The organism is Flavobacterium sp. (genome assembly GCF_965277525.1).
Taxonomy (GTDB): Bacteria; Bacteroidota; Bacteroidia; order Flavobacteriales; family Flavobacteriaceae; genus Flavobacterium.
The window spans coordinates 673024-697813 of record NZ_CBDIDC010000011.1 but is presented as its reverse complement, the minus strand read 5'-3'; the positions used below and the strand labels follow the sequence as shown (position 1 = coordinate 697813).

Here is a 24790-nt window from a genome sequence, read left to right as displayed (position 1 = left end):
TTATTGCTTGAAATGCTTTACTGATAAACAAAGCTCCGACTAATTGGATTAGACATTTAGTAGCTTTTCTTGCTCTTTCTGGAAATGCCATAAACATTGAGGTTATTATCAGAATAAAACCTAAAAAAAATGTAAAATTATTCATATCGTTGATTTTATTATCGTTTGCAAATTGAAAAATGATTCTTTCAATGAAGGTTGAAACATTCAACTTTCTTTTGCGAAGGTAATTTTAGGGTCTAAAATAAAATAGGACAGTAAATTTTGACAGATACTAAAACAAAAAACTCTAAATCAAACAGTTATGACTTAGAGTTTTATTGTAATTTTTAAAGTTCCCAGTATTGGCGGGGGATACAAATAGGACAGTTTTATAATTTTTTTTAGCTTTTTATCTTTGATTTTGGCAGGTCAATTCCTTTAAAAAACTCTTCAAGGCTAATTTCCAGCACTCTACAAATTTTAATAAGTGTTTTTAATTCAAAATTAGCTCCAGTTTCTAATCTCCAGTAAGCTGAACGGCTCATTTCCAAAGCAAATGCAATATGCTCATAATTGGAATATCCTTTTGCTTTTCTCAGTTCTTTAAGTCTCAATGCAATTGCATTAAGTTCTTCTATATTGTTTGTTTGGGTAGAATCTTTCATACTCCAAATCTCAATATTTTGTCTTTTTTGTGGTACTCTATAATTTAGTACACTATAAAATAGAATTTTTAATATATTTGCCTGAATTTTAAATCAACTAAAAACTACAAAAATGAATAAACCGTTAACAATTCTTGTTAGAATATTTTTGGTAGGTGTAACGCTTCTTTGCCTAGGAGCCTACATGTTAAGCAAACACTATGACAGAGAGTGGGACAAAGACCATCCGAAAACAAAAAGCATGGATGAGCTAAAAACGTGGGCGCAAACAGCGATAGTTCAGAAATATTGCGAACAATATGCATTTGCAAAATCATTCAGCAATGAAACAAAACGAGAAAAAGAACTCTATTATGTTGAGAGCACCCAAGCGATATATGTACCGCAGGTAGTTCGAAATGTGATAGAAGATAATGATTTGCCCGACAGTTATGCAGAAGAACTGCGTTCATATGTTGATGCTGAAATTGACAAATGCAAATAACATTAATATCTATTAAAGAGGGATTTTTCCCTCTTTTTTTATTCAAATCGGAAAGTATTTATTTATCAGTTCACGCTGTTGCAGGCTGTCCGCTTTGATATACTTCTCTGTGGTTCCAGGCCATTTATGTCCTGCGAGTTCCTGAACGTGTTCCAAAGCCAGCTTTTTCTCATTGAGCCAGTTGCAAATAACACTCATTCGGATAGTTCTGGGGTTGAGGTTCTTATCTGGAAACAAAGGCTTTAACGGCTCAATCATTGCATGGATACTGTTAACTGTAATAGGCTTGCCCAGTTTGCCGATAATCAGTTTGTCGGTTGCTCCTCTGAGCATTTTGGGTCTGACTTCGGTGATGTATTTGGAAAATAGCAATATTTGTTTAGCTAACAATGATAATTTGCGTCTGCTCAAATTACTGGATGCTTTGATATAAATTGTTCCTGCGTCCAAATCAATGTCCTGAACATTCAATTTTATGATTTCGTCACTGGTTAAACCTTGGTAAATCAGCAGATTCAAAAGAACGTTGTTTCTGGTATCCAAATTCTCGTATCGATTCTCACGTGTCAAGAGAAGCTCAAGCTCTTCTGAGCTAAACAAATCCTGAACCTGAACAGCCTGATTGCTGTTAACCTTGATATTGAGCTTCCTGCACGGATGGTCTGTTCTGTATCCGCTCATAACCAGATAATCATAATATTTTTTGATTGCTGATAAAATGACAACTCGATATTTTCCATTGGGTTGTTCTTGGCTGATTTCTTCCATATACTGCACGATGTTCCTGTATTTGTAACGTTTAGCTTTGGGGTTCCGTTTTAAAAAATGGTTTATAGCAAATAAATAACTCTTTACGGTCTGTATGCTGTAATGTTGGAGCAGGAAATTTTCAATTGTTAATTTGGTCATAGGCTGATTGCTTAAAAGGTTGTTACTGGTTTTCGTTTTTTGTTCCGAACCGCATAGATATAGGTTGTATTGATTCCCGAATGACCTAAAAATCCACGTATAAAATCTATTCCTGCGTTCTTTTCCATTAAATGATTGGCAATGCTGTGTCTGAGGCAGTGAAGCGTTATCTCTTTCTGTATAAGCTGATAATCATTGGTTTGTTCAATTATTTTCTTTAGCATATTGTTGAGGTATTCGCCATTCATCTGTTTTCCGTTATCGTGGATAAAAAGTGCATCCTGTATTAAATCTTTGCTTATTACTTTCTGGTAACGTTCTTCAGTTATGTATTTTCTGAGATATTCAACGACCATATCACTCATAGGAACCTCACGTCTTTTGCTTCCTTTTCCGTTCCTAACAATTAAAATACCTTTTGACAGCTGTATATCCCTTACATTCAAAGCTGTAATTTCCGACCTTCGAAGCCCGCATCCGTAAGCAACTGATAACAAAGCCCGCTGTAAATCACTTACACAATGCTTATATATATTCCTGATTTCATCAACGCTCAGGGCATTTCGGGCTTTTCCATTTTCTCCTGAATAGCTTGGAATGTAATATGCGTTTTCAATATGCCTGTTCTCCAGCAGATTCAAAACAAAGAGCCCTAAAGCAAACAGATGAAATTTTATGGTCTTTCCTGCCAGTGTTCCGTTTCCTCGGTGTTTGGGTCTTTTTATCAGATATTCAAAATAACTTACTGATTCTTTACCTGTTACGCTTTTGATAGCGGTAATTCCAGATGCTTCCAGCCAGATAAGGAATTCCGAAACGGCATTCTGGTACATTGTGCCTTTTCCCTGTTTATAATTCTTCACTTTTACATAGCTGTCAAACTCATTTAAAAGGTTTTGAAATGCAGGGGTCTGTATTGTTTTTTTCATCTTTTCTCTGGTTTTAGAATCATCATCTGTAAATGTTCCTTAGGCGCACTTTACAAAACTGTGAACACTGGCGTTATATCAATTGTAATTACAGGGCTTCACGTGTTCTTTTAACTGATTTTCAACTGGTCTAACTGCATTGCCATGTTTGTCTTTATTTTGGCTTTCAGCTTTTCCATATTGTCCCAGTAGCTGATTACATACTTAAAACCTTTGTTTGGCGAACCTTCTACGGCTTGTATATATTCCAATTCCTGCAGGGTCTGCATGTATTTGAAAGCCGATGTTTTGCTGATATTGAGCTCTTGCCGTATCTCACGGGTTGTGAATCGGTATGTTGTTCCGTTTGGCTGGCTTCTGACAAATCCTTTGAGATTTTCAAAAAACTGTCTTGTACTTTTATCGAGTTCATCTACTTTGATAATGATGGAACTAAAGAATATCTCAACGGCTTTTCTTACATCTTCTTCAGTAGCGATGAGTCTTCCTTTATCATCTTTTTTTCGTTGATACTGATTTAAAATGGCTATCTGGGATACAAAATTTTGAAACTGGCTGTTTAATCTTCGGAGCATTTTAGCCTCCAGCGGTAACATAAGCTTATCGGCAAAGGGATTAACCACTTCATAACTCTTTAAAACTCTCATACAATTTCTAAGTAGCTGTTTTGCCTGCTGTTCGCTCTCGGTACTACTGAGACCAGTGTTTTTAAGATTCTGCGCCTTGATGATGCGAAGTGTCTGCTCCAGACTCTCATCTACTCCCAAGATTACCGAACGGCTCATATTGTCATAATAGACCTCTGCTCTTGTAGTAGCGATAAGACTGGCAAAATGTGACTGTACCGTTTTCATCTTTCCTCTGGTATTGCCTTGCATATCCTTAACCACCGTGGAACTGGTCAGAAACTTAGCTGTCTGCATTTCTCTGAATGCAAATTGCGCTTCTTCATCCAATCCGTCAAAATCCTGAACAATGATAAGTTTGTTCATCAGCTCTTTATCTCTGTAATGATAAAGCGATTTGCTGGTAATTCTGGTCATGTTCATTACATCTTCCTGTGGCATGCAGTCTGCTATAGCGTTGATGAGGTGTGACTTGCCTTCTCCTGAACTTCCCTGTACGAGTCCATGCATCAGATATGGCATTTTGTAGCTGGACGCCAGTACAAACAATAAAAGCCTGTTGTCTTCTTCTCCAACAATTCCGCTTTGTCCCAGCAGTTTATCTACATGTTCTAAAACACGTGGCTTAGAGAGGAATTCTATCGCTTTTTCATATGCTTGGGGCGTAAGTTCCTTTTCTGAAAATTGGTCGGTTACGGGGTTCATTTCAGCGTTGAAGATTATTTCTCTGTAGTCTTCCAACAGGTCTGTGAATTGCTTCAAATCAGCTTCAAGCAAATTACCGTCAAAACCTTGTTTCTCGCTGAGTTCCCTGCATTGGTTCTCAACACTGGTAAAATCAAACAGGTCGATTTTCACTCGATGTTTCTTCTGGCTCTCCTTTTCAACAATCTGTAGTGAAATTCTAAGGTTCCCCAAATCCATCGGCAGACTTCCAATGGCATAAAATGTTCCTGTTTTTCCTTTATAGCTGATTTTGTAATCGTTATGAATTTCAAGTGACTGGACTGCTTTTTCTGCTTCTGGATTCTGTAAAAGCTCCAGAATTCCATCGGTTCCGTAGTTTATCCACATATCATTCATGCTGTGACCCTCAGGGAGCTGAATCATGCTTACGGGCAGTTCTGGTCTTATATTTTGTATTTGTGTTCTTATATTTTGCATGTGCTTAACGTTTAATGATTATTATTTCTTCCAATTCGTGCAGGGTTTTAATAGCTTCCAGATGCTGAGGCAGTAACGCTCCGTCGTGCAGTGCAATCACGGCATCCCTATTCTCCAGTGCTTTGGACTGCATCAGGCTTGCACAGTCAATAACTGTCGGCACGATATAGAGCCTTTTAGTCAGAGGATTTGGATAAGCTGGATAAATGCCTTCGCTGTTGAGGTATTCTTCCTTAGGGGCATCCAAATCAAACCGTAAAGCGAAATAGTTTACAATCTCGTTTTTCTTACTCAACAATGGAAAAATCAGTCCGTATCTTCCAAAAACGGTATAAGCTGTCAGGTCTTCCTTTCTTACACCCGCATCGCTCTTTTTAAGCACTCCCAAAGCTTCAAAATCATCTTTGACTCCTTGGCTTTTATTGTGATGAAACTGTCCTGAATTAAAGCCTATTCTCAGTTCCGCATAATCCAGACCTATCTTATTGAGATAGTCTTTCGGCTTGGTCGCTTTTACGCTCCTGATACCAGTTTCAAAAGACTTGAACAGCGATTCTAAGTTTTGCATAAGCTTTAATTTTTGGGTTAAACACGTAATTTTTGGGCATAAGAATCCTGCTTCGGGTATTGCACCGAATAAATAATCCGTTAAAAAAAACTAATTTATTTTAAGTATTGTGGTATGTACCATTGACCATCTGTGTCAATATAGCCTTTGAAATCCAGAAATTTCTTTAAGTTTTTTCTGAAGTCGAACGTATTGAAATCAACAAATTCACGTATGTCAGACACATTATCAAAATCAAATTCAATTTTTTCGACAGGTTCTAGTTCCAATAGCTGTATGGTATCTTTCAAAGTCCTATGTCCCATAAAATTTGATACAGCAATGAAAACCTGTTTGGAATAGTTATATTTTTTGACCATGTCCATTGCCCAAGCTATCTCGAAAGCATTTGTTTTTAACGGCTTATAATCCAATATAAGACCTGTCCTGTTTTTGATTTCAGATTCAAATCTTTTGACATGAGCCTGTAATTCACGATTAAGGGTTGAAGAGGTCAATGGCTTTCCAGTCTTGTAATTCAAATAAATAGAATCATCAGCAGATTTAATTAATGACTCTATTGATAGCTCATAGTATGCCATCTCAAGTAATTGCCCAAAGAAATTACTAATATCTCGAACATGTGCTTCTTTATCCCTTAAGTTTACTTCATTTTGGCGTAAGCCATCTTCGGTATTAATTACATCGTTCCAAGTAATATTTAATTGGGTTCCTATTTTTAATCCCAATTGCGGACCGTGCAAACACAACATCGCATGCCCATATTCCTTTTCTCTCCAGAGCCACATTCCAAAAAACACTAAAGCTTTGCTTGTCCAATTCTTAAGTTGAGTATCCATATTGTTGTATTTTCAATTCTACACTGCAAATGTAACAAATATTTTTCAATTACACAAGATATTTTCACTTTATTTACGCAAATACAACACTATATTTTACACGCTAAGATATAAGTTACTGATTTCCTGCTCTCTAATACCCAAGTAAATTTTTGTTGTAGAAACACTAGAATGGTTAAATAGTTGAGATAATAACAATAATGCTTGGTCACTGTACTTGTTCACTTCCCAAACTCTGCGTCCAAGTGTTTTGCGCATAAAGTGGCTGGAGTACTGACCTCTTACCTTGTATTTAGCAAAAATGTCTTTGAGTTTGCTGTTCACATATTGGATACTGAACGGCTTATCGCCAAATCGGTTCACAAACATCAAGTCATTTTCATTGGCTTGGAGCTGAACAAACAAACGGTTCAGGATAATCTGTAATTCTGGGTTGATGGTTATTTTGCGGGTCTTCTTGGTTTTCTTCTCGATAATCGTGAAATAATCCTGATTCAAAACCTGATTCCATCTAAGTTGAAGCAGGTCTGAAATTCTAAGACCAATGTAAGAACCCGTTGCAATAAGTAGCGCAAATTTCAAATCATTATCACGCTCCAGTTTCAAAACGATAGTCTGCATCTTGTCCCACTCTAAAAAATCACTCGTTGTCTTTTGTCCTTTTAATGCCATTTTGCTTGATTTAAGTTTCACTTTTATACCTTAATATATGTATCTGAAACGGGTTGTTTTTCTAGTTGATGTAAACCATTGATTTTATTGGGTTTACAGAGTTACTTTCAGGTTTAGTAGAAAGTGAAACAAATGTCCAGGTCTATTTTGGATTAAACAAGAAAAATCCTGGTTTTCCTGGGCTCACAGACTTTTGAATTTGAGGAGCACAAAAAAACGAGGTTTTAGCCTCGTTCCTTGGATTGTATCAATCGTGAAAACTCTTCAAGTTCCTTTCCCGTGAAATTGCCAGCTTTGAATGATAGCGGGTATCTGACTTTTTGGGTCTTAAGTACTTGTTTTAATTGGGATAAGCTTATTATTATTCTCATGGTCTCTTTTTACTATAAATATGGTCTAAAAATTGAATCCGAGATTTTTTTTCAGAAATTTTTTCCCATTTTTCCCTCAGAAATTTTTTTTCTGAATTTTTGCCAGCGCAGTTTACGGACATATCAGAGCTACGGGTGGCTAGAAGTACACTTTTGGAATGTTTACTCGGCGGTAACTAGGCTCTAAAACTTAGTGTTTACAGGGGTGGGAAGGGCTCCGCGACCATGGGGTGGTCTGTTGAGGCAGATTATTCCCTTTCAAAGCGTTGTTAACGCTTACGTGCTCGTGTGTTGCAATTTGGGAGGTTTATAACAGTGTTTTAGGAACATAAAGGACTACGTATACAAGTATAGTACTATAGTAATGTATTAGTAAATTACTTTCTTAATCTATATATCTATCTATTTATTTATTAATTTATCTATTTCTTTCTATATCTCTTCATCCTCTATCATATATGTTACTTAAATATATAATAGAATAATCTCTATATAATACCAGTAATAATAAGGGATACAAGGATATTGTGCTATATAGTAGTATGCGCAGTTTGCGCTATTGTAAATGTGGAACACCAAATTAATATCAACTATTTTATAAAATTAGGTATCCAAAACTCTTGACTAATTTTTGATTTGAAGTATATTTATGAAAAGCAATAATTGAGAGTACAACTCATTAAAACCTTGGTTGCTGGGAGTCATGCCCCAGCTTCTCTTACCAAGCCAATCTAAGAGACAATAATCCATCCAAGTGATGGAAAGAGAATAAGAGAATATCACAATGAACCTCAAAAATGAAGATTACATTGCCTTTACTGGCGATACTGGAGACTTAGAATTGCTCCAAAACGATTACAAGCTGTCAGAATCAGCACTGCGTTTCCCCAACGTAAATTCTATCCTAATACCAAAGAAAGCCCAGTACAACCTGCGAAAATACGTTTCTAAAGCCATGCTTAAAGCTGTTGACCCTAATATTGATACAGCAGTGGAAAAGTGTCTGGTGTTCCTTTCTAATCTGGCAAGCACCTACTATACAGATTCCAAATGGAAACCGCTTAATTCAGTTTTACTGCATGAGCAAAGCCGAAATACTGACAATACCTTTATCTATACTAAAATAATTGATGTGCTTACTGCTGGAACAATAAAAGGCGCATTTGTTGAAGTTGATAACAGCTATCAAGCTGGCGTGCAGTCCAAAAAGTTTAGATTGACCCAGACTTATCTCAAAGCGGGTCTGGTCGAGTACTTCATCAAGGATACAGGAATTATCCGTACTCGCAATAAGATGTATTATAAGCAGTTACATGAGGCTTTTCAGAATCCAATCTGCTCGAACCTCATTGCAATGTATCCAAAGATTGATTTGCCAACCAGCTCAGAACTGCTGGCTATTGGCAAACAATTGGTCAAGGAGGGTCGCTGTACCAAAAAGGGCAAAATCCTGACAATGAGAAACAAGCATCTAAATGATTACTGGATAGATGCTGATAACATGAGCTTTGTTGAGGACAATATCAGGCTCTTTGAGTTCCTGACTTCTCGTGGCTTTATGATTCCAAGTGCTGGCGACATGCACAGCGGTGGTCGTGTCGTGGATAGCTTTACCTTGATGCCAGCTTGGATACGAGAGCAGATTACCATTGACGGTAAAAAGCTTACAGAATGCGATTACAGCGCACTGCATCCCAATATTGCCATCAAGCTGTATAATGGTTCACTCACTTACCTCACACACGGATTAGTAGCGGAACAAGCAAACATTGAGCTCAAAAAAGTTAAGGTTGAGCACTTAAGTTTTTTCAATATGAAATGGGATGACATGAGAAAATCTCCGCTTTTTGAATACTATTCAAGATGCGAAACTGATATGCTGGTAAGGATTTACAGAGATAAAAACGAACACGGTCATAAGATTACCTCTCAAAAGATGTTTGGCGTTGAAGTGAGTGTCATGAGCAATGTAATCAGAGATTTGAACGCTAAAGGCGTTTCTGTACTTTACGTATATGATGCTTTGCTTTGTGAAGACAAGGATGAAGCTTTGGTAGTTGAGACCATGAACCGCATTATATTAGAGCATGGTGTAAAGACCAATGTTAAGGTTGATGCATTGACATTGGAAACGGATGCGGATTTGGTTGAAATGATACCAGAACTTGTAGCGGTGGAATTGCCAAAATATGCGCTGGATGAAATTGTAAGCTTGTATGAAATATTACCACTATTATCGTTTGACGTTGAAGATATTTTGAAAATCATTTCTGGCATTAATAACTCAAACGTAGAAATGGCTAAACTTATGGATTATTTCAATAGACAGAATACTCAGCAAAAGTATATTGATTATGAAGGAGTGCCGATAACAGCATCAATAATTTCCAAATTAAAAAATTTGATAAACCTTAAATAGTTAGATATGCGTTAATCCTGCTCCGCAGGATCGACGCATATTTATTTATATGATTGATTATTACTTTCTTTTTGAGTTAGGAATATCAATTCCTTTGAAGAACTCTTCCAGAGAATAATGAAAAGTTTGGAAATGCTCTAGTTTTCAAGGAAATTAATGCTAGTGAAGATTTTCATACTGGCAAACTCGACAGAGGTTGGGAATATTGATAATTCAAAGATTGTTTCGCTAAACATGTAGCAACTTCATAAAATCCAAAAGCCACTCCGTAATAATGAAGTGGCTTTTAGGTATTTTTATTTAATTTCTATTGTTTAATATTTTCTTTTAAATTGTACTTCTCTAAATCCTTTTTTGCACTAATACTACCTAAATTAGCACTTTTAGTCAAATTCTCCAATGCAAACTCTTTACTGTTTTTATCTAATTTTTTAACAGCTTTATAATCTGAATTTCCATTACTATTAATTTGGACAATAACTTTATAAATATTATAGTATGCATCCTTATCATTATATTTATAAGCCATAATCATGGAATAAGGAAGTGTCGATTCATATTCTCCTTTCTCATAATAGTAAATACATAAACTTGCATACAAATTTTTATCTCCAGATTTTATAATAATTGCTTTCGCTTCTTTGACTTCAGAATCCTTCAAGATTCCATCATTACATGAGCTAAATAATGTAATTAGTAAAACACAACTAAATAACTTTTTTATTTTCATTTTAATTAATCATTAAATTTATTTATTAAAGTACCGTTATAATATACATTCCATGTGCCATCGGTAAATAAACTTGACCTACTAACCCCAACTTCAAAATCGATACCTACCCTACTTAAAAAATTAGGAGAAGTTAGGTAAAATCCACTAGCAGCAATTATTGTAAGACCTTTTTTATCGTAGGTAAAATTTTTGCCAACATTTAATTTGTTTGTTATTCCATCTCCACCTTCTTCATTCCCTGCATTACAACCCTTTATCACTAATGTCAATTTTCCATTTTTACTTTTATAAAAATCTCTCCATTGAGAACTGTATTTACTTAAAATTACATTTAATTCATCTACATTAGTAATTTTTTCTCCATTCGGACCTTGAATCCATGTGTCCGTTGCATGTGCATAGAGAACTACTATACCTTTTTTTAAAACTTTTTTATCCTTGTTTGCAACTTCAAATAATGAACCAGCCTGTCCTACGTCATATCCTTTTATAAACCAATTTACAGGTGCTTCTCCTTTTCCTTTTTTTGCAGGTGGGTCTTCGCCAGTTTCATTATTATTCTTACCGTCACTATTTCCACCAGAATTAGCATATGACAAAGCTTCATCAAATGATACTTCTTTTCCATTTATTACATATTTACCCGTAGCATCATTATATACTGAATCCGCTCCACTAGGGTCCTTCCAAAAAACTGGATTATTGTCAAAGGCATTATAAGGAGAGGCATTATGATGCATTACAGGGTCTTGTACCACCCACCGACCAATTGCTGGGTCATATTGTCTGAAATCCATAGCGTACATGTTAAGCCCTAGTTCGTCTTGCAACTCTTGTCCGTTGTATTTATATTTATTGTTTGTTGCTATATAATCATTATATCCCTTATGTTTTAATCCAAAAGGATAATAATTATTTTCTTCGATAATGTCAAGAACTTGTGTTTGCGGGTTTTTAGCATAACTTACTCTTATGTTGCCTAAGTGATCTTTGTACTGAAATACATATTTTTGGCTTACATTATCAAAATACCCTTCTTCGGTAGGGAAAAATTGTAATGTAGGTACGGATGACACTGTATTTACAGACAAAGCCTGCTGTACTCCACTAGCACGATTCGCTCCCCCTCCCGGGTTAGGAACAGGATCATAACCATCAATTGGCGGGTCTGTATCTCCCGGATCATCCGGCACATAACCTCCATTATCGACATAGCTATACTGAAAACCTCCCAGATAATTGGTAGTGGTTACCACTCCATTTTCAGTAACAATTTTATCGAGTTTCTGCCCCACTGCGTTGTAAATATACTCAATAGTATTATTGGTACCAAATGTAATTTTCTTAGGCAGATTGAGCTGGTTGTATACAATTCCTGTGATATTTTTGTTTTTATCTGTGATCATGTTGCCATTTGCATCATAGCTGTAATCATCGCCGGTTTTGTTGAAATCATTAAAACCACTGCTATTATTACTATTATCAGCCACTTTGCTTAACTGGTTAGAATTTGCTGGATATGTGTATACCAGAGCATCTATAGAATTTGTACCAATTTGAGGATCTATATCTCCGTTTCGGTTTAAGAGCTTAATATTTCCATTTTTATCATAGGTTAAATTTTCGTTATACATATCTGTAACCGCTCCATTCTTTGCATATATCGCTGCTGATAATCGGTTTAAATCATCATATTGATAACCGTAAGAACGCTCTGTATTATCTGCTCCTGTTTTCCAGAAAGTTTCAGCAATATTACCATTGTACAAAGCCTCTACTTGCGAATTACCCGGCTGATTGTTGTAATTGATCTTAAAGGCAAACAAATCTACAGGGTCTGAATCGTGTTGTAAGTCAGTGATATCGTTGATCCCCGTAAGCCAGCCTCTTACATTATAGGTAAAATGTACTTTTTGCAAGGGGGTTGCGGTTGTGTTACCCACATTTTTTTGAGTCAGTTGCCCTAAATTGTCATAGGTATTATCTGCCAAAAGCTGTACAGCACCTCCGTTAATCTGGTGGGTATGGGTCAGCAAACGGTCTTGTGGGGAGTAGGTGAACTCTTCTGTGATGGTCAGTTCATTATCTCCTGAGGTACGTTTGTGCCTGGTGATGGTATAGGCTGCTTTTCCGGTAAAATCAAGCTTACTATCGGTAATGGTGTGTCCGCTTAAATGATTTTGCAGGTATATGCTTATTGGCCGTGCTTTTGTATCATAAAAGGTTGTAGTGGTTTCTCCTGCTGTTTGGTCAGCTGTGGTTACTGCCCTTGTCCAATTGCCGGTAGCCAGACCTTTGGTATTGGCCAAAACATCCTGTCCTTCGATAGTTGTGGGTATCGAGGGTGCATTGGGATAAGCATAATCATCGTAATAGTTTACCGTTAAAAGTTTAAAGCTGGTTGGTTCAATAGCATTGCTATAGTTAACGGCAATATCGTCTATCGTTCCTGACGTTTGTTTGGTCTCAAACAAAGTCGTTGCAGTATTCTGGGCATCCTGCAATGATTTTCTGGTTACCGCATTCGACGATGACTGGTTGCTCCAGCCTGTATAAACCGGACGGCCAAAAGCATCGTATTTGGTTATGAGCCAGCCCTCGCTGGTATCGTTTTTAAATGGCGAAAAGACAGGTCCTGTGGCTACGGGTCTGTCGAGTTTATCATATACAATAAATTCCCATTGTTTTCCCGGCAGCTTTTTCTCGACCAGACGGTTGCGGTTATCGTATTTGTATTGATAACACAAACCGCTTAGAATTTCATTATCGATGGTACCTGTTACTTTTGGCGGTAGTACATAAGTCAGGTTTCCATAACTATCATAAACATAATAAGTATCATGCTTGACTCCTGATTCGTAGGTTCTTTTTAAAACAACCTGTCCTTCTTTATTTTTAAATTCTACGGTAGAACCTGCGGATTCACTGGGACTTGCGGCCGAGTTTTCATCATAGGTTACGTTTTTATAGAGCTCTTTTTCATCATAGGTCGTTCCTGCATCTGAAAAACTAATGTCGTACAAGCCCTGAGCAGCCTGCCAGGTGGTAGTGACTTGGTATAGTTTTACGGCATCGGTATCACTATTGGTCTGATACTTTAATTTGATTTCATGCCCGTTTCCCATTTTCCAGGAAGTTCCCGGAGCGGCTTGTTTTAAAACCCTGTTTAGGGGCGAAGCTTCGAGTTGTTTCTCTGAGAACGGGTTACCGGTATTGTCATATTTACCGGTATTATAAAAGTTTATTGCCGTATTTAGGGCTGTGGCTGGATCTATTTTAGAATAGTCATTGCCTGCATTAGACGCTGCATAAGGCAAATATTCTTTGAGCTGTCTGCCAAATCCATCATATTCTACAGGGGTTATAAGATCACCTCCGTTTCCGCCCTGCCCAATGGCAATGGTTTGTATGGGACGGCCTAATCCGTCAAAATAGGTTACATTTTGACTCATTTCGTCTTTGGTTAGTGTATTAAGTTTACCTGACGGCACTGCTTTTTTGGGTGTAATTGTATATATGAAGTTATCATCGCTAAAAGTCTGGGCTTTCATGCCCCAACCTGCAAATACTAACAGGATTATAATTGTAATATATTTTTTCATCAGTTTTGAGTGTCTTTAAAAATGAGTGAATTATTCTTCAGTTTCTCCTGAATTTAAACAACGCCCTACTTCATTTGCATAAGCTGGTCCGTAAGTATTAGCTTCTATCAAAGCCTTATTATCTGCATCTGCCTGGGATATCGTCGACTCGTATTTTCCAGCCTCAACATAATAATACACATACGGATTTGTTGTTCCTGCAGGACAATCTGTTTTATAATATATAGGATTTATTTGTTTGTTATAAAACCTGCACAATCCGTTTGAATTTGCATAAGCTTGTCCATAAGTATCTATCTGTAACTGAGCATAAGCATTTGCATCGGCCTGAGAGATATAAGAAGTATGTACTCCTGCTGCAACGGTATACCAAACACTGTCTGGTGTTGCTCCCGGAGCACAATTGTTTCGGGTAATTAATCTGCTTTGGACAGTATTTTTATATATACATCCCTGACTCGCATTTGCGTTTGCCTGACCATCTGCATAAAATTTTGTTGCAGCCAGCCCATCTGCATCTGCTTGCGATATTCTGGATGTTATTGTACCGGCAGCCTGCCCATAATATATTGAAGGACTTTCTCCTCCTTGACCGCAATTCGTTTTAGGAAAATATCCCCCTAGAGCAGCACTACTAAAAATACAGAAACCATTAGCATTTATATAAGCCTGACCATCAGTAAACCATCTTATATATCCCTTAGAATTAGCATCCTCCTGAGAAACATTTGAGATCTCAATTCCGGCTGCCTGACTGTAAATTACTCCAGAGCCAACTCCTCCTGATGCACAATTGTCTTTTGTAATTTCAGAGCTTAAAGCAATACTGTAAAATGTACATATTGCATTAGCGTTGGCATAAGCCTGACCATTGTTATCAATCTGTTGCAGAGCCTGGGCATCAGCTGCCGCCTGAGAAACATTTGAATTGTAGGTTCCGGCAGCTACTATATACCATACACTAGAAGGGGTTCCGCCAGCAGCACAATTATTTCTTGAGATCAATCTGCTTTGGACAGTATTCCAAAAAATACATTTAGCATTATTATTGTCATTTGCAAATGCCTGGCCATTTGCATTGACATCATTTTGCGCCTGGGCATCTGCTGCTGCCTGTGAAACATCAGAACTATAACGTCCCGCAGGAACAGTATATGTTGCGCTTTGTGGAGTACCTCCGGCAGCGCAATTGTTTCGGGTAAACACGCCGCTTTTTACTGCACTGCTAAAAATACATTTTGCATTGTTATCGTTGTTTGCATAGGCCTGGCCATTTGCATTAACATCATTTTGCGCCTGAGCATCTGCTGCTGCCTGTGAAACATCAGAACTGTAACGACCCGCAGGAACAGTATATGTTGCGCTTTGTGGAGTACCTCCGGCAGCGCAATTATTTCGGGTAAACACACCACTTTTTGCTACACTGCTAAAAATACATTTTGCATTGCTATCGTTGTTTGCATAGGCCTGGCCATTTGCATTAACATCATTTTGCGCCTGAGCATCTGCTGCTGCCTGTGAAACATCAGAACTATAACGACCCGCAGGAACAGTATATGTTACACTTTGTGGAGTACCTCCGGCAGCGCAATTATTTCGGGTAAACACACCACTTTTTGTCACACTGCTAAAAATACATTTTGCATTGCTATCGTTGTTTGCATAGGCCTGCCCATTTGCATTGACATCATTTTGCGCCTGGACATCTGCTGCTGCCTGTGAAACATCAGAACTATAGCGTCCGGCAGGAACACTATACGTTACGCTTTGTGGAGTACCACCAGTTGCACAATTGTTTCGGGTAAACACACCGCTTTTTGCCACACTGCTAAAAATACATTTTGCATTACTATCGTTGTTTGCATAGACCTGACCATTTACATTGACATCATTTTGCGCCTGGGCATCTGCTGCTGCCTGTGAAGCATCAGAACTATAGCGTCCGGCAGGAACACTATACGTTACGCTTTGTGGAGTACCGCCAGTCGCACAATTATTTCTTGTAAACACACCGCTTTTTGCCACACTGCTAAAAATACATTTTGCATTGCTATCGTTGTTTGCATAGGCCTGACCATTTGCATTAACATCATTTTGTGCCTGGGCATCTGCTGCTGCCTGTGAAACATCAGAACTATAGCGTCCGGCAGGAACTGTATACGTTACGCTTTGTGGAGTACCGCCAGTCGCACAATTATTTCTTGTAAACACACCGCTTTTTGCCACACTGCTAAAAATACATTTTGCATTGCTATCATTGTTTGCATAGGCCTGGCCATTTGTATTGACATCATTTTGCGCCTGGGCATCTGCTGCTGCCTGTGAAACATCAGAACTATAACGTCCGGCAGGAACAGTATACGTTACGCTTTGTGGAGTACCGCCGGCAGCGCAATTGTTACGGGTAAACACGCCGCTTTTTGCTGCACTTTTATAAATAAATACACTTGTTGAATTATTATTGCCACAATCTGTTTGCTGTCCTTTATAATTATAACAATATTTTTGAAGCACATTTAAATCCTGATCTTTTATAAACTTTAATCTTCCAACAGTATCATATTCATAATAGGAAGGTATTGCTTTAGGATCTGTGATACTGGTTACGCCAACCAATGGATTATAAGTATAAGTAGAAACAAATGCATTGGAAAATGTATTTCTTAAGGAATTTAATGCATTGCGCAAAAGCTGTTCCTTACAATTAGCAGACAAACAATTATCATCATCTGCATCAGACAGTACCTGAAGATCATTAACATAATTCACTACCTGATCATATGTTACATTTTCTATTTTAGCAATAGGTAATGTTTTATTGTACCCCCAGATTATAGAAACCGGCACTCCTGATTCAGGGGTATATTGGATCACATTGCCTTTATCATCATACAGATCATAAGTGATTTTCTTTTCGAGTTTGCCCACATTCGAAATATCAGGAAAATCATTAGGAAACTTAGCCGAATAAATTTCTTTTGGTAATAACAAATTGCCCGTTGAACCATCCTTGGCAAAAACAGTTTTATTTTTAGAAAGAAGTGTTCCGCCTTTATATTGCTCTGTAATTATGGGTATACTAATTCTGTTTGCAGCACTTAAATCTGTCATAAATGGCTCACCTAATAAATCATCCGGATATGCATATTTGGTTTCGATTACCTCTCCTTTAGAATTTTTGACTGTTTGTGACGTTAACTGTGCGTGTGTAGGATTATCATATTTATAACTTTCTTCAGTTTTTAAAATCTTTCCGTCAAGATTTTCTTCTGTTGTTTTTTTATCCATATAATACCAGGCTGATATTGTTTTAGAACCGGTATAGTTGTACAAATTATAAAAACTTGCATTTTTCCGGTAAATGCTAACATCCAGCCCCCTTTTATGAAATTCATTTGGAAATGTAGCATTCATCAATGGAAAACCCGGATCACTAATTGAGGATTTATCTCCCGGAGGGGTATCTAAAAATTTATAAGACATTACAGTCTTTCTTACCATATCAGTTTTATTGAATTCATTAATTTGAGAAAGAAGCCCTCTTTTCCAATTGTATGATATTTTTGAAAACTGTGAAATTTCTCCAAACCTTATATCATCCGAAAAAGTAAAATATTTTTCAACTTTGATGATATTTGAAACATCCTGAGTATCGGTATTATTTTCGGTCACTTTTGTGTAAAAAATATGATATCCATTAAACCCAAATAAATCCGAAGGAATTCTGGAATATTGAACAGCATAAGTTATTAAACCATTCCCCATTGTATTAGCATCTGGATCGTTTATCTCAGAGAAATAACCATATTCATCAAAGTAAAATGGTTTCTCATACAAAATACCTGATGACTTACCATCATCACGATAATCAAAAGAACGATGAGTTATAACATTACCTGTATCTTTTGTTTTTATATCTCGAATACGTAATCCTCCAACTTTTGCAACCTCAGCCTCATTCTTTTTTGAATATAAAAAATGAATGCTCGCAAATTTATTTTGATTTTCAAACGTATCGTAACATTTCAAAACAAGATAGTATTTCTGACCTTTAAGTAATCCATCTCCTTCAAGGGGTTTATAATTATATCCGGTTGTGCCAATAAATTGAAAATTCATAAGATGCCATTGCTCATCATAAATTTCTGCAATTGCATAATTTGATGTTGTGGCTTCTCCAGGACTGTATAAATCAAATGATATATAAGGAATAGTTATACTCTTCTCCGGAACGATAAAATCTTTTATGATTGTTATCTCATCTCCTGTAAATTTATCGTCCTCATTTGCATGTGCTTCATACGATTTCCATTCATATTCAGTGTAAGGAATACTACAGCCAAAACATGTATTAAGCTCATAATTAAATTCTACCTCTCCTTTGGTTGGAAGAACAATATTCTTCAATACATTCGTCTTGGTTTTTTCTAAATTAGGTTCTTTTGTACCACCCAAATCACTAAAAAGTGTATTCATAGTATACCTTGCACAACTATTACTATAATATCCCCAGTGGTCCAGACAGGGATTATACCTTCCTACAACCTCTTCATTATAATAAGAAAAAACATAAGGGTTTTCGCCTGTTTTTTGAAAACTTTTTAGTTTTAGTGTATACCCATTATCTTGATATATTTCTGCTCCTTCAAAACTATTTGGGTTATACTGACTTTCAGGAATACCAAAATAACCATAATCAAATTGGTATGTTTCTATTTCATTTTTATATTTAATTTTAATATTATCCAGTGTTTTCGGGGCAGTTGCCTGAACTTTACCCTTTATATCTTTCCTGTATTTGTTATATAAAAATTCAATCTCATAATCCTGATTCACTTTAATTTTAGTTAAAACTTTAGTAGTAATTTCTGAATAATAAGAAGTAATTTTCTCCCCTCCGCCAAAAAACCAATGATAATATCTGGTGTAATCTTTATCATTTATCAGGTTGTATTTTACTGTATCATAAATAAAATCTACAGTTTCATTATTGGGCGTTATAATCTGAGCTAAATAAAAAGTATATGAATTACTGTTAGACATTCCATTAAGCTTTGGGAATTTCAAACACACACTTTCAGTAGAATTTAAATTTTCGGTTACTATATTATAAATATACCTAACCCCATCTGTATCTGTAATTTCAAAGGTATAATTACTGCTGTTATAAATAATTTTTTCCTTTCCGAAAGGAATTTGCTTAACTTCAAAATTATTACCAAAGAAAAATTTACCTGATTTATTTGGTGTTGAATAATAAAAAATATCCGGTTGAGAATCTATATTATTCTCAGCAATATTGGTAAAAGTAGTATAATCAGTTCCGGCCCCATGTATACTGTCTAACTGAGCTCGCGAATAAGGACTTATAGTCCAGGATAAATCTGAAGAAGGTATTGGGAGCTTAAAATCTCTGTCATTAGGTAAATTCCAAACAGGGTTAGCCGGACTATGGGTATCCAGATCATTTTTTTGCACGACATTCTGTGTAATTTTTCCTCCTGCATTTAATTCCCATCCTAAACCTGTATTACTGGCAACCTCTGAAGGTTTAAACCCTGAAGACTGATACGTTAAAGTTATAGGGATTGTCAGATTTTTTAATTTTATAGTATGTACTGGAATGGAATAATTGGTAACTCCGGTTGAATAATTAACCGGAACATCTACATATTTTATTAAAGAACCAGCCTCTGGTGTTGGTGGAAAAAAATTATCCTTTCCATTCTGAGCCATTAATAAGGTGAACTGCAACAAAAAAAGTATAAGTAATGTTTTTTTCATTTTCTTTGTTAATTAACTGATTTAATAACTTTTACAGATTCTGTTTTTACATCGGTTTTAATTTTGATGATGTAAATCCCTTCTGAATACCTGCTTAGATTTACTGGAACAGTCCTGCCGGTAATAGCAAATTCCTGTAAAATACGTCCTGTAATATCGACCAGAGTGGCAGTACCTTCTTTAAAATCATACCCTACAATTACATTGGTATAACTGGATGCCGGATTAGGGATTGCTTCGATACTGGATTTGACTTTTTCTACTTTTTGCTTGTCTTTGAGTTTCACTACCCAAAAATCATTACCTCCAATATTGCCGTTTTTGTCTTTTGAGGCACTGGAATTAGAGGTTCCTGCCATTAGATAACCTCCATCGCGGGTTTCGATTAACTTTCTGAGAATATCCTCACCGGAGCTTCCTACGGTTTTGCTCCATAATTCTTCGCCTTTATCATCTATCTTTAATGCGATATAATCATTAATGCCGTCTTTTTCTTTATTGACCACTCCCATTGCTTTACCCACAATTCCTTCCCTAGGACGTTTGTTCTCACTTTGTGCATAACCTCCAATGAGATACGTATGATCTGTGTTTTCGACCAGAGAAGTCAGAATATCTGTTTTTCCAAAATCGTAAGTTTTGCTCCAAATTACAGCTCCGTCCTGATCCAGTTTTAATACCCAGTAATCTGTACCATTGCTTACAATACCGCCTAAAGTGGTTAAGGGATTTTTGCTGTTGGAATTTCCTCCTACTATGTAACCTCCATCTGCTGTCTGGTGAATCACATAAGGCTGATCATCGCCTTCTGCTCCATAGGTATTCTGCCACTGAATTTCGCCTGTGTCATTTATTTTTATAATCCAAAAATCACCAAAACTTTTATTGTTTGCTGTTTTATCACCTGAAACGGGAGAATTGGAGTATCCGGCCAAAATATAACCATTGTCTGTAGTTTGTTCCATACTTCGCAGTATATCGGCATACTGTCCGCCATAGGTTTTCTGCCATTCTATGTTGCCCTGCTTGTCGAGTTTAACAATCCAGTAATCCATATTGCCACGGCTTTTTTCTGATTTATTGAATAAATCAGCTTTAGTAGTAGTTGCTGATTTTGCATCCGGTTTTACAATTGAAAGAACCGGAGGGCTAGAACTTGAAGAACCGCCTAACATATAGCCGCCGTCTTTGGTCTGAAAGGCGCAGAGTAATTCATCCTGTCCCGGTCCGCCAATGGTTCTTTGCCATTGTTCTGCTCCTGAAGCATCTAATTTAATGACCCAAAAATCTGTAATGCCTTTGCAGTTTTCGTTTTTTTGTCCTCCTTTTCCGGAACCTGAAGTTCCTGCCAGAATAAAACCACCATCCCGGGTATTTTTAATGCTTTGAAGTAAGTCGAAACCGTTGCCGCCAATACTTTTTTGCCAGTCCAGATCGCCTTTCTCATTCATTTTCCAGATCCAGTAATCTAAATCACCTTGGTTATCACTGGTTTTATTGCCAGTTTTATTAGACAGGGAACTTCCCGCCAGAATAAAGCCATAATCAGCCGTGGGCTGCGCATCAAAAAGATAATCGGCATGGGTACCTCCGTATGATTTTTCCCAAAGGATATCCTGAGGATAAGCCAATAAAGGAAAAATAAAAAGTAACAGTAAGTAAAGTTTTTTCATAAGCAAATTGGATTAATATGGAATATGATTTACTCGCGAAACTAAACTATTACTATATTAAAATTTTACGGTTTCCCACATTTTCATTTTATCATAAGAAAAACAAGTATATGTACGTAATACTTTATCTATACTAAAGCTTGGAGAAAATATAAATGATTATGCCCCAAGACAGCTTAAAGAAAAGATTAAGAAGAGGAATCTAATCTGAGTATGATTTGTTAAGAGCAAAAAAGAATATTTTTAAATTGATAATTAAAAATGAATTCGTACCTGATGAAGAATTTGATAAGTTTTTAATCTACAATCCTAATGTAGGCAGGGATTTAGAAATACAACTAATAAAAAGAGAGAAAACAATTAATCAATTGAAGAATTATATAAGATTATCGATAAGAAAAAGACGTAATGAAAAAGAAGAAAAATAGATCTAGGCAACTTTTTTTTCAAATTCTTTAATATATGGCATTTAAAATTTTAAGATCGTTTACAAAATGGTTCGAAAATTGTCCCGTTAGGGCTACTAGAAGCAGAATTCTATTCTAAAATGTTTAAAAATTACAACTCTAAGTTTCGTGGCAAAATCGTGGCACATGATGTTTTTAAAAGCAATAAACTATCAAAATAAATGTAAAGACTGTAATGTGTAAAATAAAAAAGCCTTTCCATAGGATTTAATCCCATGAAAGACTTTTTATAAAGAATTCTAGTTCTTTTTTAATTCTCTAATATCCAACAGAGTTCCTTATAAGGAATTATTTTTTGTAAAAGTATTGTGTGAAAAGCGAGGCTTTTAAAAGCTTTTCTAAGATCACGCATACCTATAATAAGGTAACTCACAAAATTTAATAATTATTAGTAAAGATTAGTATTTTAATAATTAACTTTTACCAGACTTTATGAATCAGAGAGCAGGATTGGAATTTGATCATCTAAAACCTTGCCTATAGTTAAAAACATTTTACATAAACTATTCGCAATACAAATAAGAATAACATAAAAACAATGACATAACTTATTTTTTTATTATAAAGTAGTATGTCCGCATCTGAAAAATTTAAATTTCGAATTTTCTCTTTTGGGAATATAAACCAAAAAGGCAAAGCACTAAGAATAACCAACGGAAAAAAAAATAAATAACGTAAAGATGTGTTTAATTTAGCTATATAAGCAAGCCCTAAAAAAGTAGGCTGCGTTATAATAGTGGGTATTGTTATAAAAACAAGCTCAAAAAGTAAAATTGCTTTGAGATAGGTAAAGTCAAAACCATCTTTTTTTATTCTGTATCTTGTAGTTTTCCAGAAAATATAATTTAAAAAATTCATATTTATTATTAAGGTTGATTAAAAACATTTGAAAACTCAGTCTTTACTGATCCTCCAATAGAATAACCGGCACTACTGTCTATTAAACTTCCTAATTCACCAGCGACCTGCGCGGTAAGGTGGAAGAATTTATTAAAATTGAAGTTAGATGACTTAAAAATTGAAGTTGCACTAAGTAGTAAAAGAAAATTTATACTCATGTAAATAAGGAATGAGTTGGATCCATGTTTACTAACGTTGTATACTAAAATAGATAAGCACCATAATCCAAAGGATAGTATTGGTAACTTTAAAAAAAGAGATAGTGGTTTCTTCGAAAAATTAAGAGCAAAAAGAATCGTAAAAATTAAGGTAAAGAAGTAAAATAAATAGTTAGAAGTGGAAGAGGAATTATAAAAAAAATCAAAATTCAGAAGACTACCAGTAATAAGAAGAAGAAGAAGAAGAAGGACTTCAAATAATCCATCTGATTTTAATATTAGTTTTTTCATTTTGGAGTCTGGTGGTATTTGTTTTTGTTTTAATGATTTGGTAAAACGAAGGTAAAATTGTAAGTGAAAATTGATTTTTAATTTTGGTTAAAAATCTGTTGATTTTGTCTAAAACAAGGGATTTTTATAAGGAGCTATCCTTATAAAAAATAGTTATTAGAAATTACCTTAAGTAAGGAGTTATTCAACTAGTTTTTTTACAGCAATTTGTTTGGACAATATGAAAAATTTAAAAGTTTCTTTTAGTGAGTTTTATTGAGACTGAAAACTTAAAAAGACAACCAATTTAGTTGGAAAATTTATTTTGAAGAAGTATAAGATGATCCTAATGATTATGCCCTACGTACAATCCAGTAATCGCAATAATGGTGCAATTATTACTTTCAATGAAATTACTGAACTGAAAATTACACAATCTGAACTTTATAAAAAAAATCAAAGCCTGACACGTATTAATGCTGACCTGGATCATTTCATCCATGCGGCATCTCATGATCTTCTGGCACCTTTGGGACATATTGAAAGCAGTATAGAAATGCTTAATGATTTAAAGATAGACCATAGCGATCTGTCGGATTATTTATTGATTATTAACAGTTCAGTTAAAACCTTCCGTTCACTTATAAAAGATATTGCAGTCATTGCAAAAGTGGAAAGCGATATGACAGTGACAGAAAAAGTAAACCTCAATGAAATTATAGACAATATAGAATGGGGTCTTAATGATAAAATTACCATGGCCGATGCAAAAATTACACGCAAATTACAAATAACAGAGATACTGTATTCTAAAAAAAACATGAGAAGTATACTCTATAACCTGATCGCAAATGCAGTGAAATTTCGTAGTGAACAGCCGCCTATGATAAACATCAGTACTTTTCAGGAAGGGAGTTATAATGTCTTAACAGTACAAGACAATGGCAAGGGAATTCCCGATGGGGGTCTTAATAAAATCTTTGATATGTATGGAAGGCTGCATCAGGATATCGAAGGCAGTGGAATTGGCCTGTATTTAGCAAAAAAAATTATTAATGCTGCCGGTGGGAATATTATTGTTGAAAGCGAACTAGGAAAAGGAACAAAATTTATTATTTACATGAGTCAGAAAACTTTCACAGAAGAATAAATAAGCTTCCCTAACCGTTTAACTTGAAGGACAATAGACCCTATTTTCATCATCAAAAATTAGAGTTTTCTTATTTTATCTTTAAAATTAGTTTGATAAAGCCGTTAGCGAAAAAAAATCAGATTTCACTGTTTTTTACCTCAGCATTTGTTTTCTCTTTCCTATAATTAAACTTTACTGTATTTTTTCTCCAGATAATATAAAAACCAAGGAATAACGCAGCCGCGGATAGCGTAATTAAATGGGAATCAATAGGTACTCCGCCGGGCTGATCGGTAGGATTATCGTCATTAGGATCTTCAAAATCAGGTGGTGGAGGATTTTGGCCAAATGCGACAGAGCATAGAAAAAACAGTAAAGCTACATGGATTATCTTTTTCATATATCAAGTATTATTGGTGCCAAAACATTTTGGCACCAGGCAT

General features: G+C 35.8%; 17 protein-coding genes. 4 read left to right on the top strand and 13 right to left on the bottom strand.

Features of this window, described 5'->3' with window-relative positions:
* Positions 1 to 383: 383 nt before the first annotated feature.
* Complete coding sequence (locus ACQY44_RS23480; RefSeq protein WP_428232705.1) at positions 384 to 647, bottom strand: helix-turn-helix domain-containing protein; 264 nt, start codon at positions 645 to 647, stop codon at positions 384 to 386.
* A gap of 112 nt (positions 648 to 759) precedes the next feature.
* Between ACQY44_RS23480 and ACQY44_RS23475 the strand changes: the two genes are divergently transcribed.
* Positions 760 to 1131, top strand: coding sequence for a hypothetical protein (locus ACQY44_RS23475; protein WP_428232704.1), 372 nt, complete (start codon positions 760 to 762; stop codon positions 1129 to 1131).
* A gap of 42 nt (positions 1132 to 1173) precedes the next feature.
* Here ACQY44_RS23475 and ACQY44_RS23470 read toward each other — a convergent pair whose 3' ends face one another.
* The 6 genes from ACQY44_RS23470 to ACQY44_RS23445 all read right to left on the bottom strand — a co-directional run bounded on the left by ACQY44_RS23470 (position 1174) and on the right by ACQY44_RS23445 (position 6838).
* On the bottom strand, positions 1174 to 2040 hold the full coding sequence (locus tag ACQY44_RS23470) for a tyrosine-type recombinase/integrase (RefSeq protein ID WP_428232703.1): 867 nt from the start codon (positions 2038 to 2040) through the stop codon (positions 1174 to 1176).
* 11 nt (positions 2041 to 2051) lie between these two features.
* Positions 2052 to 2969: a tyrosine-type recombinase/integrase gene (locus ACQY44_RS23465; RefSeq protein ID WP_428232702.1), complete on the bottom strand. Its 918-nt coding sequence runs from the start codon at positions 2967 to 2969 to the stop codon at positions 2052 to 2054.
* A gap of 110 nt (positions 2970 to 3079) precedes the next feature.
* Complete coding sequence (locus ACQY44_RS23460; RefSeq protein WP_428232701.1) at positions 3080 to 4759, bottom strand: hypothetical protein; 1680 nt, start codon at positions 4757 to 4759, stop codon at positions 3080 to 3082.
* Between the two features lie 4 nt (positions 4760 to 4763).
* Positions 4764 to 5327, bottom strand: a complete 564-nt coding sequence (locus ACQY44_RS23455; protein ID WP_428232700.1) for a hypothetical protein — start codon at positions 5325 to 5327, stop codon at positions 4764 to 4766.
* A 95-nt stretch (positions 5328 to 5422) separates the two neighbouring features.
* Entirely contained in the window at positions 5423 to 6166 is a 744-nt protein-coding gene (locus ACQY44_RS23450) for a hypothetical protein (protein WP_428232699.1), read from the bottom strand.
* 96 nt (positions 6167 to 6262) lie between these two features.
* The gene (locus ACQY44_RS23445; RefSeq protein ID WP_419137779.1) at positions 6263 to 6838 is read right to left on the bottom strand and encodes a tyrosine-type recombinase/integrase; all 576 of its coding nucleotides are present in this window, start codon (positions 6836 to 6838) and stop codon (positions 6263 to 6265) included.
* Positions 6839 to 7993: 1155 nt separating this feature from the next.
* On the opposite strand from ACQY44_RS23445, the gene ACQY44_RS23440 reads away from it, so the two are divergent.
* Entirely contained in the window at positions 7994 to 9628 is a 1635-nt protein-coding gene (locus tag ACQY44_RS23440) for a hypothetical protein (protein ID WP_428232698.1), read from the top strand.
* 307 nt (positions 9629 to 9935) lie between these two features.
* Here ACQY44_RS23440 and ACQY44_RS23435 read toward each other — a convergent pair whose 3' ends face one another.
* From ACQY44_RS23435 to ACQY44_RS23420, 4 genes are read right to left on the bottom strand one after another with little or no spacing between them, the layout of a single operon-like run.
* Positions 9936 to 10358 (bottom strand): hypothetical protein, encoded by a 423-nt coding sequence (locus ACQY44_RS23435; RefSeq protein WP_428232697.1) that lies wholly within the window; start codon positions 10356 to 10358, stop codon positions 9936 to 9938.
* Positions 10359 to 10363: 5 nt separating this feature from the next.
* A complete protein-coding gene (locus tag ACQY44_RS23430; protein ID WP_428232696.1) occupies positions 10364 to 13963 on the bottom strand; it encodes a DUF6443 domain-containing protein in 3600 nt (1199 codons plus the stop codon).
* A 30-nt stretch (positions 13964 to 13993) separates the two neighbouring features.
* The gene (locus tag ACQY44_RS23425; RefSeq protein WP_428232695.1) at positions 13994 to 19747 is read right to left on the bottom strand and encodes a DUF5977 domain-containing protein; all 5754 of its coding nucleotides are present in this window, start codon (positions 19745 to 19747) and stop codon (positions 13994 to 13996) included.
* Between the two features lie 8 nt (positions 19748 to 19755).
* Positions 19756 to 21420, bottom strand: a complete 1665-nt coding sequence (locus ACQY44_RS23420) for a T9SS type A sorting domain-containing protein (protein WP_428232694.1) — start codon at positions 21418 to 21420, stop codon at positions 19756 to 19758.
* A gap of 218 nt (positions 21421 to 21638) precedes the next feature.
* Here ACQY44_RS23420 and ACQY44_RS23415 point away from each other — a divergent pair, with 218 nt between their 5' ends.
* Positions 21639 to 21848 (top strand): hypothetical protein, encoded by a 210-nt coding sequence (locus ACQY44_RS23415; protein ID WP_428232693.1) that lies wholly within the window; start codon positions 21639 to 21641, stop codon positions 21846 to 21848.
* Positions 21849 to 22753: 905 nt separating this feature from the next.
* On the opposite strand, the gene ACQY44_RS23410 is transcribed toward ACQY44_RS23415, so the two are convergent.
* Positions 22754 to 22945 carry a hypothetical protein gene (locus ACQY44_RS23410; protein WP_428232692.1) on the bottom strand — a complete coding sequence of 64 codons (192 nt, stop codon included), beginning with the start codon at positions 22943 to 22945 and terminating at the stop codon, positions 22754 to 22756.
* A gap of 619 nt (positions 22946 to 23564) precedes the next feature.
* On the opposite strand from ACQY44_RS23410, the gene ACQY44_RS23405 reads away from it, so the two are divergent.
* Positions 23565 to 24365: a sensor histidine kinase gene (locus ACQY44_RS23405; RefSeq protein ID WP_428232691.1), complete on the top strand. Its 801-nt coding sequence runs from the start codon at positions 23565 to 23567 to the stop codon at positions 24363 to 24365.
* Positions 24366 to 24483: 118 nt separating this feature from the next.
* Here the strand turns inward: ACQY44_RS23405 and ACQY44_RS23400 are convergent, their stop codons facing one another.
* Entirely contained in the window at positions 24484 to 24747 is a 264-nt protein-coding gene (locus ACQY44_RS23400) for a hypothetical protein (protein WP_428232690.1), read from the bottom strand.
* Between the last annotated feature and the right edge of the window lie 43 nt (positions 24748 to 24790).

Coding starts and splice junctions, on each gene's coding strand:
- ACQY44_RS23405 (WP_428232691.1), top strand. CDS start 23,565: ATGATTATGCCCTACGTACAATCCAGTAATCGCAATAATGGTGCAATT.
- ACQY44_RS23420 (WP_428232694.1), bottom strand. CDS start 21,420: ATGAAAAAACTTTACTTACTGTTACTTTTTATTTTTCCTTTATTGGCT.
- ACQY44_RS23430 (WP_428232696.1), bottom strand. CDS start 13,963: ATGAAAAAATATATTACAATTATAATCCTGTTAGTATTTGCAGGTTGG.
- ACQY44_RS23460 (WP_428232701.1), bottom strand. CDS start 4,759: ATGCAAAATATAAGAACACAAATACAAAATATAAGACCAGAACTGCCC.
- ACQY44_RS23440 (WP_428232698.1), top strand. CDS start 7,994: ATGAACCTCAAAAATGAAGATTACATTGCCTTTACTGGCGATACTGGA.
- ACQY44_RS23465 (WP_428232702.1), bottom strand. CDS start 2,969: ATGAAAAAAACAATACAGACCCCTGCATTTCAAAACCTTTTAAATGAG.
- ACQY44_RS23470 (WP_428232703.1), bottom strand. CDS start 2,040: ATGACCAAATTAACAATTGAAAATTTCCTGCTCCAACATTACAGCATA.
- ACQY44_RS23400 (WP_428232690.1), bottom strand. CDS start 24,747: ATGAAAAAGATAATCCATGTAGCTTTACTGTTTTTTCTATGCTCTGTC.
- ACQY44_RS23435 (WP_428232697.1), bottom strand. CDS start 10,358: ATGAAAATAAAAAAGTTATTTAGTTGTGTTTTACTAATTACATTATTT.
- ACQY44_RS23425 (WP_428232695.1), bottom strand. CDS start 19,747: ATGAAAAAAACATTACTTATACTTTTTTTGTTGCAGTTCACCTTATTA.
- ACQY44_RS23480 (WP_428232705.1), bottom strand. CDS start 647: ATGAAAGATTCTACCCAAACAAACAATATAGAAGAACTTAATGCAATT.
- ACQY44_RS23475 (WP_428232704.1), top strand. CDS start 760: ATGAATAAACCGTTAACAATTCTTGTTAGAATATTTTTGGTAGGTGTA.
- ACQY44_RS23450 (WP_428232699.1), bottom strand. CDS start 6,166: ATGGATACTCAACTTAAGAATTGGACAAGCAAAGCTTTAGTGTTTTTT.
- ACQY44_RS23455 (WP_428232700.1), bottom strand. CDS start 5,327: ATGCAAAACTTAGAATCGCTGTTCAAGTCTTTTGAAACTGGTATCAGG.
- ACQY44_RS23445 (WP_419137779.1), bottom strand. CDS start 6,838: ATGGCATTAAAAGGACAAAAGACAACGAGTGATTTTTTAGAGTGGGAC.
- ACQY44_RS23410 (WP_428232692.1), bottom strand. CDS start 22,945: ATGAGTATAAATTTTCTTTTACTACTTAGTGCAACTTCAATTTTTAAG.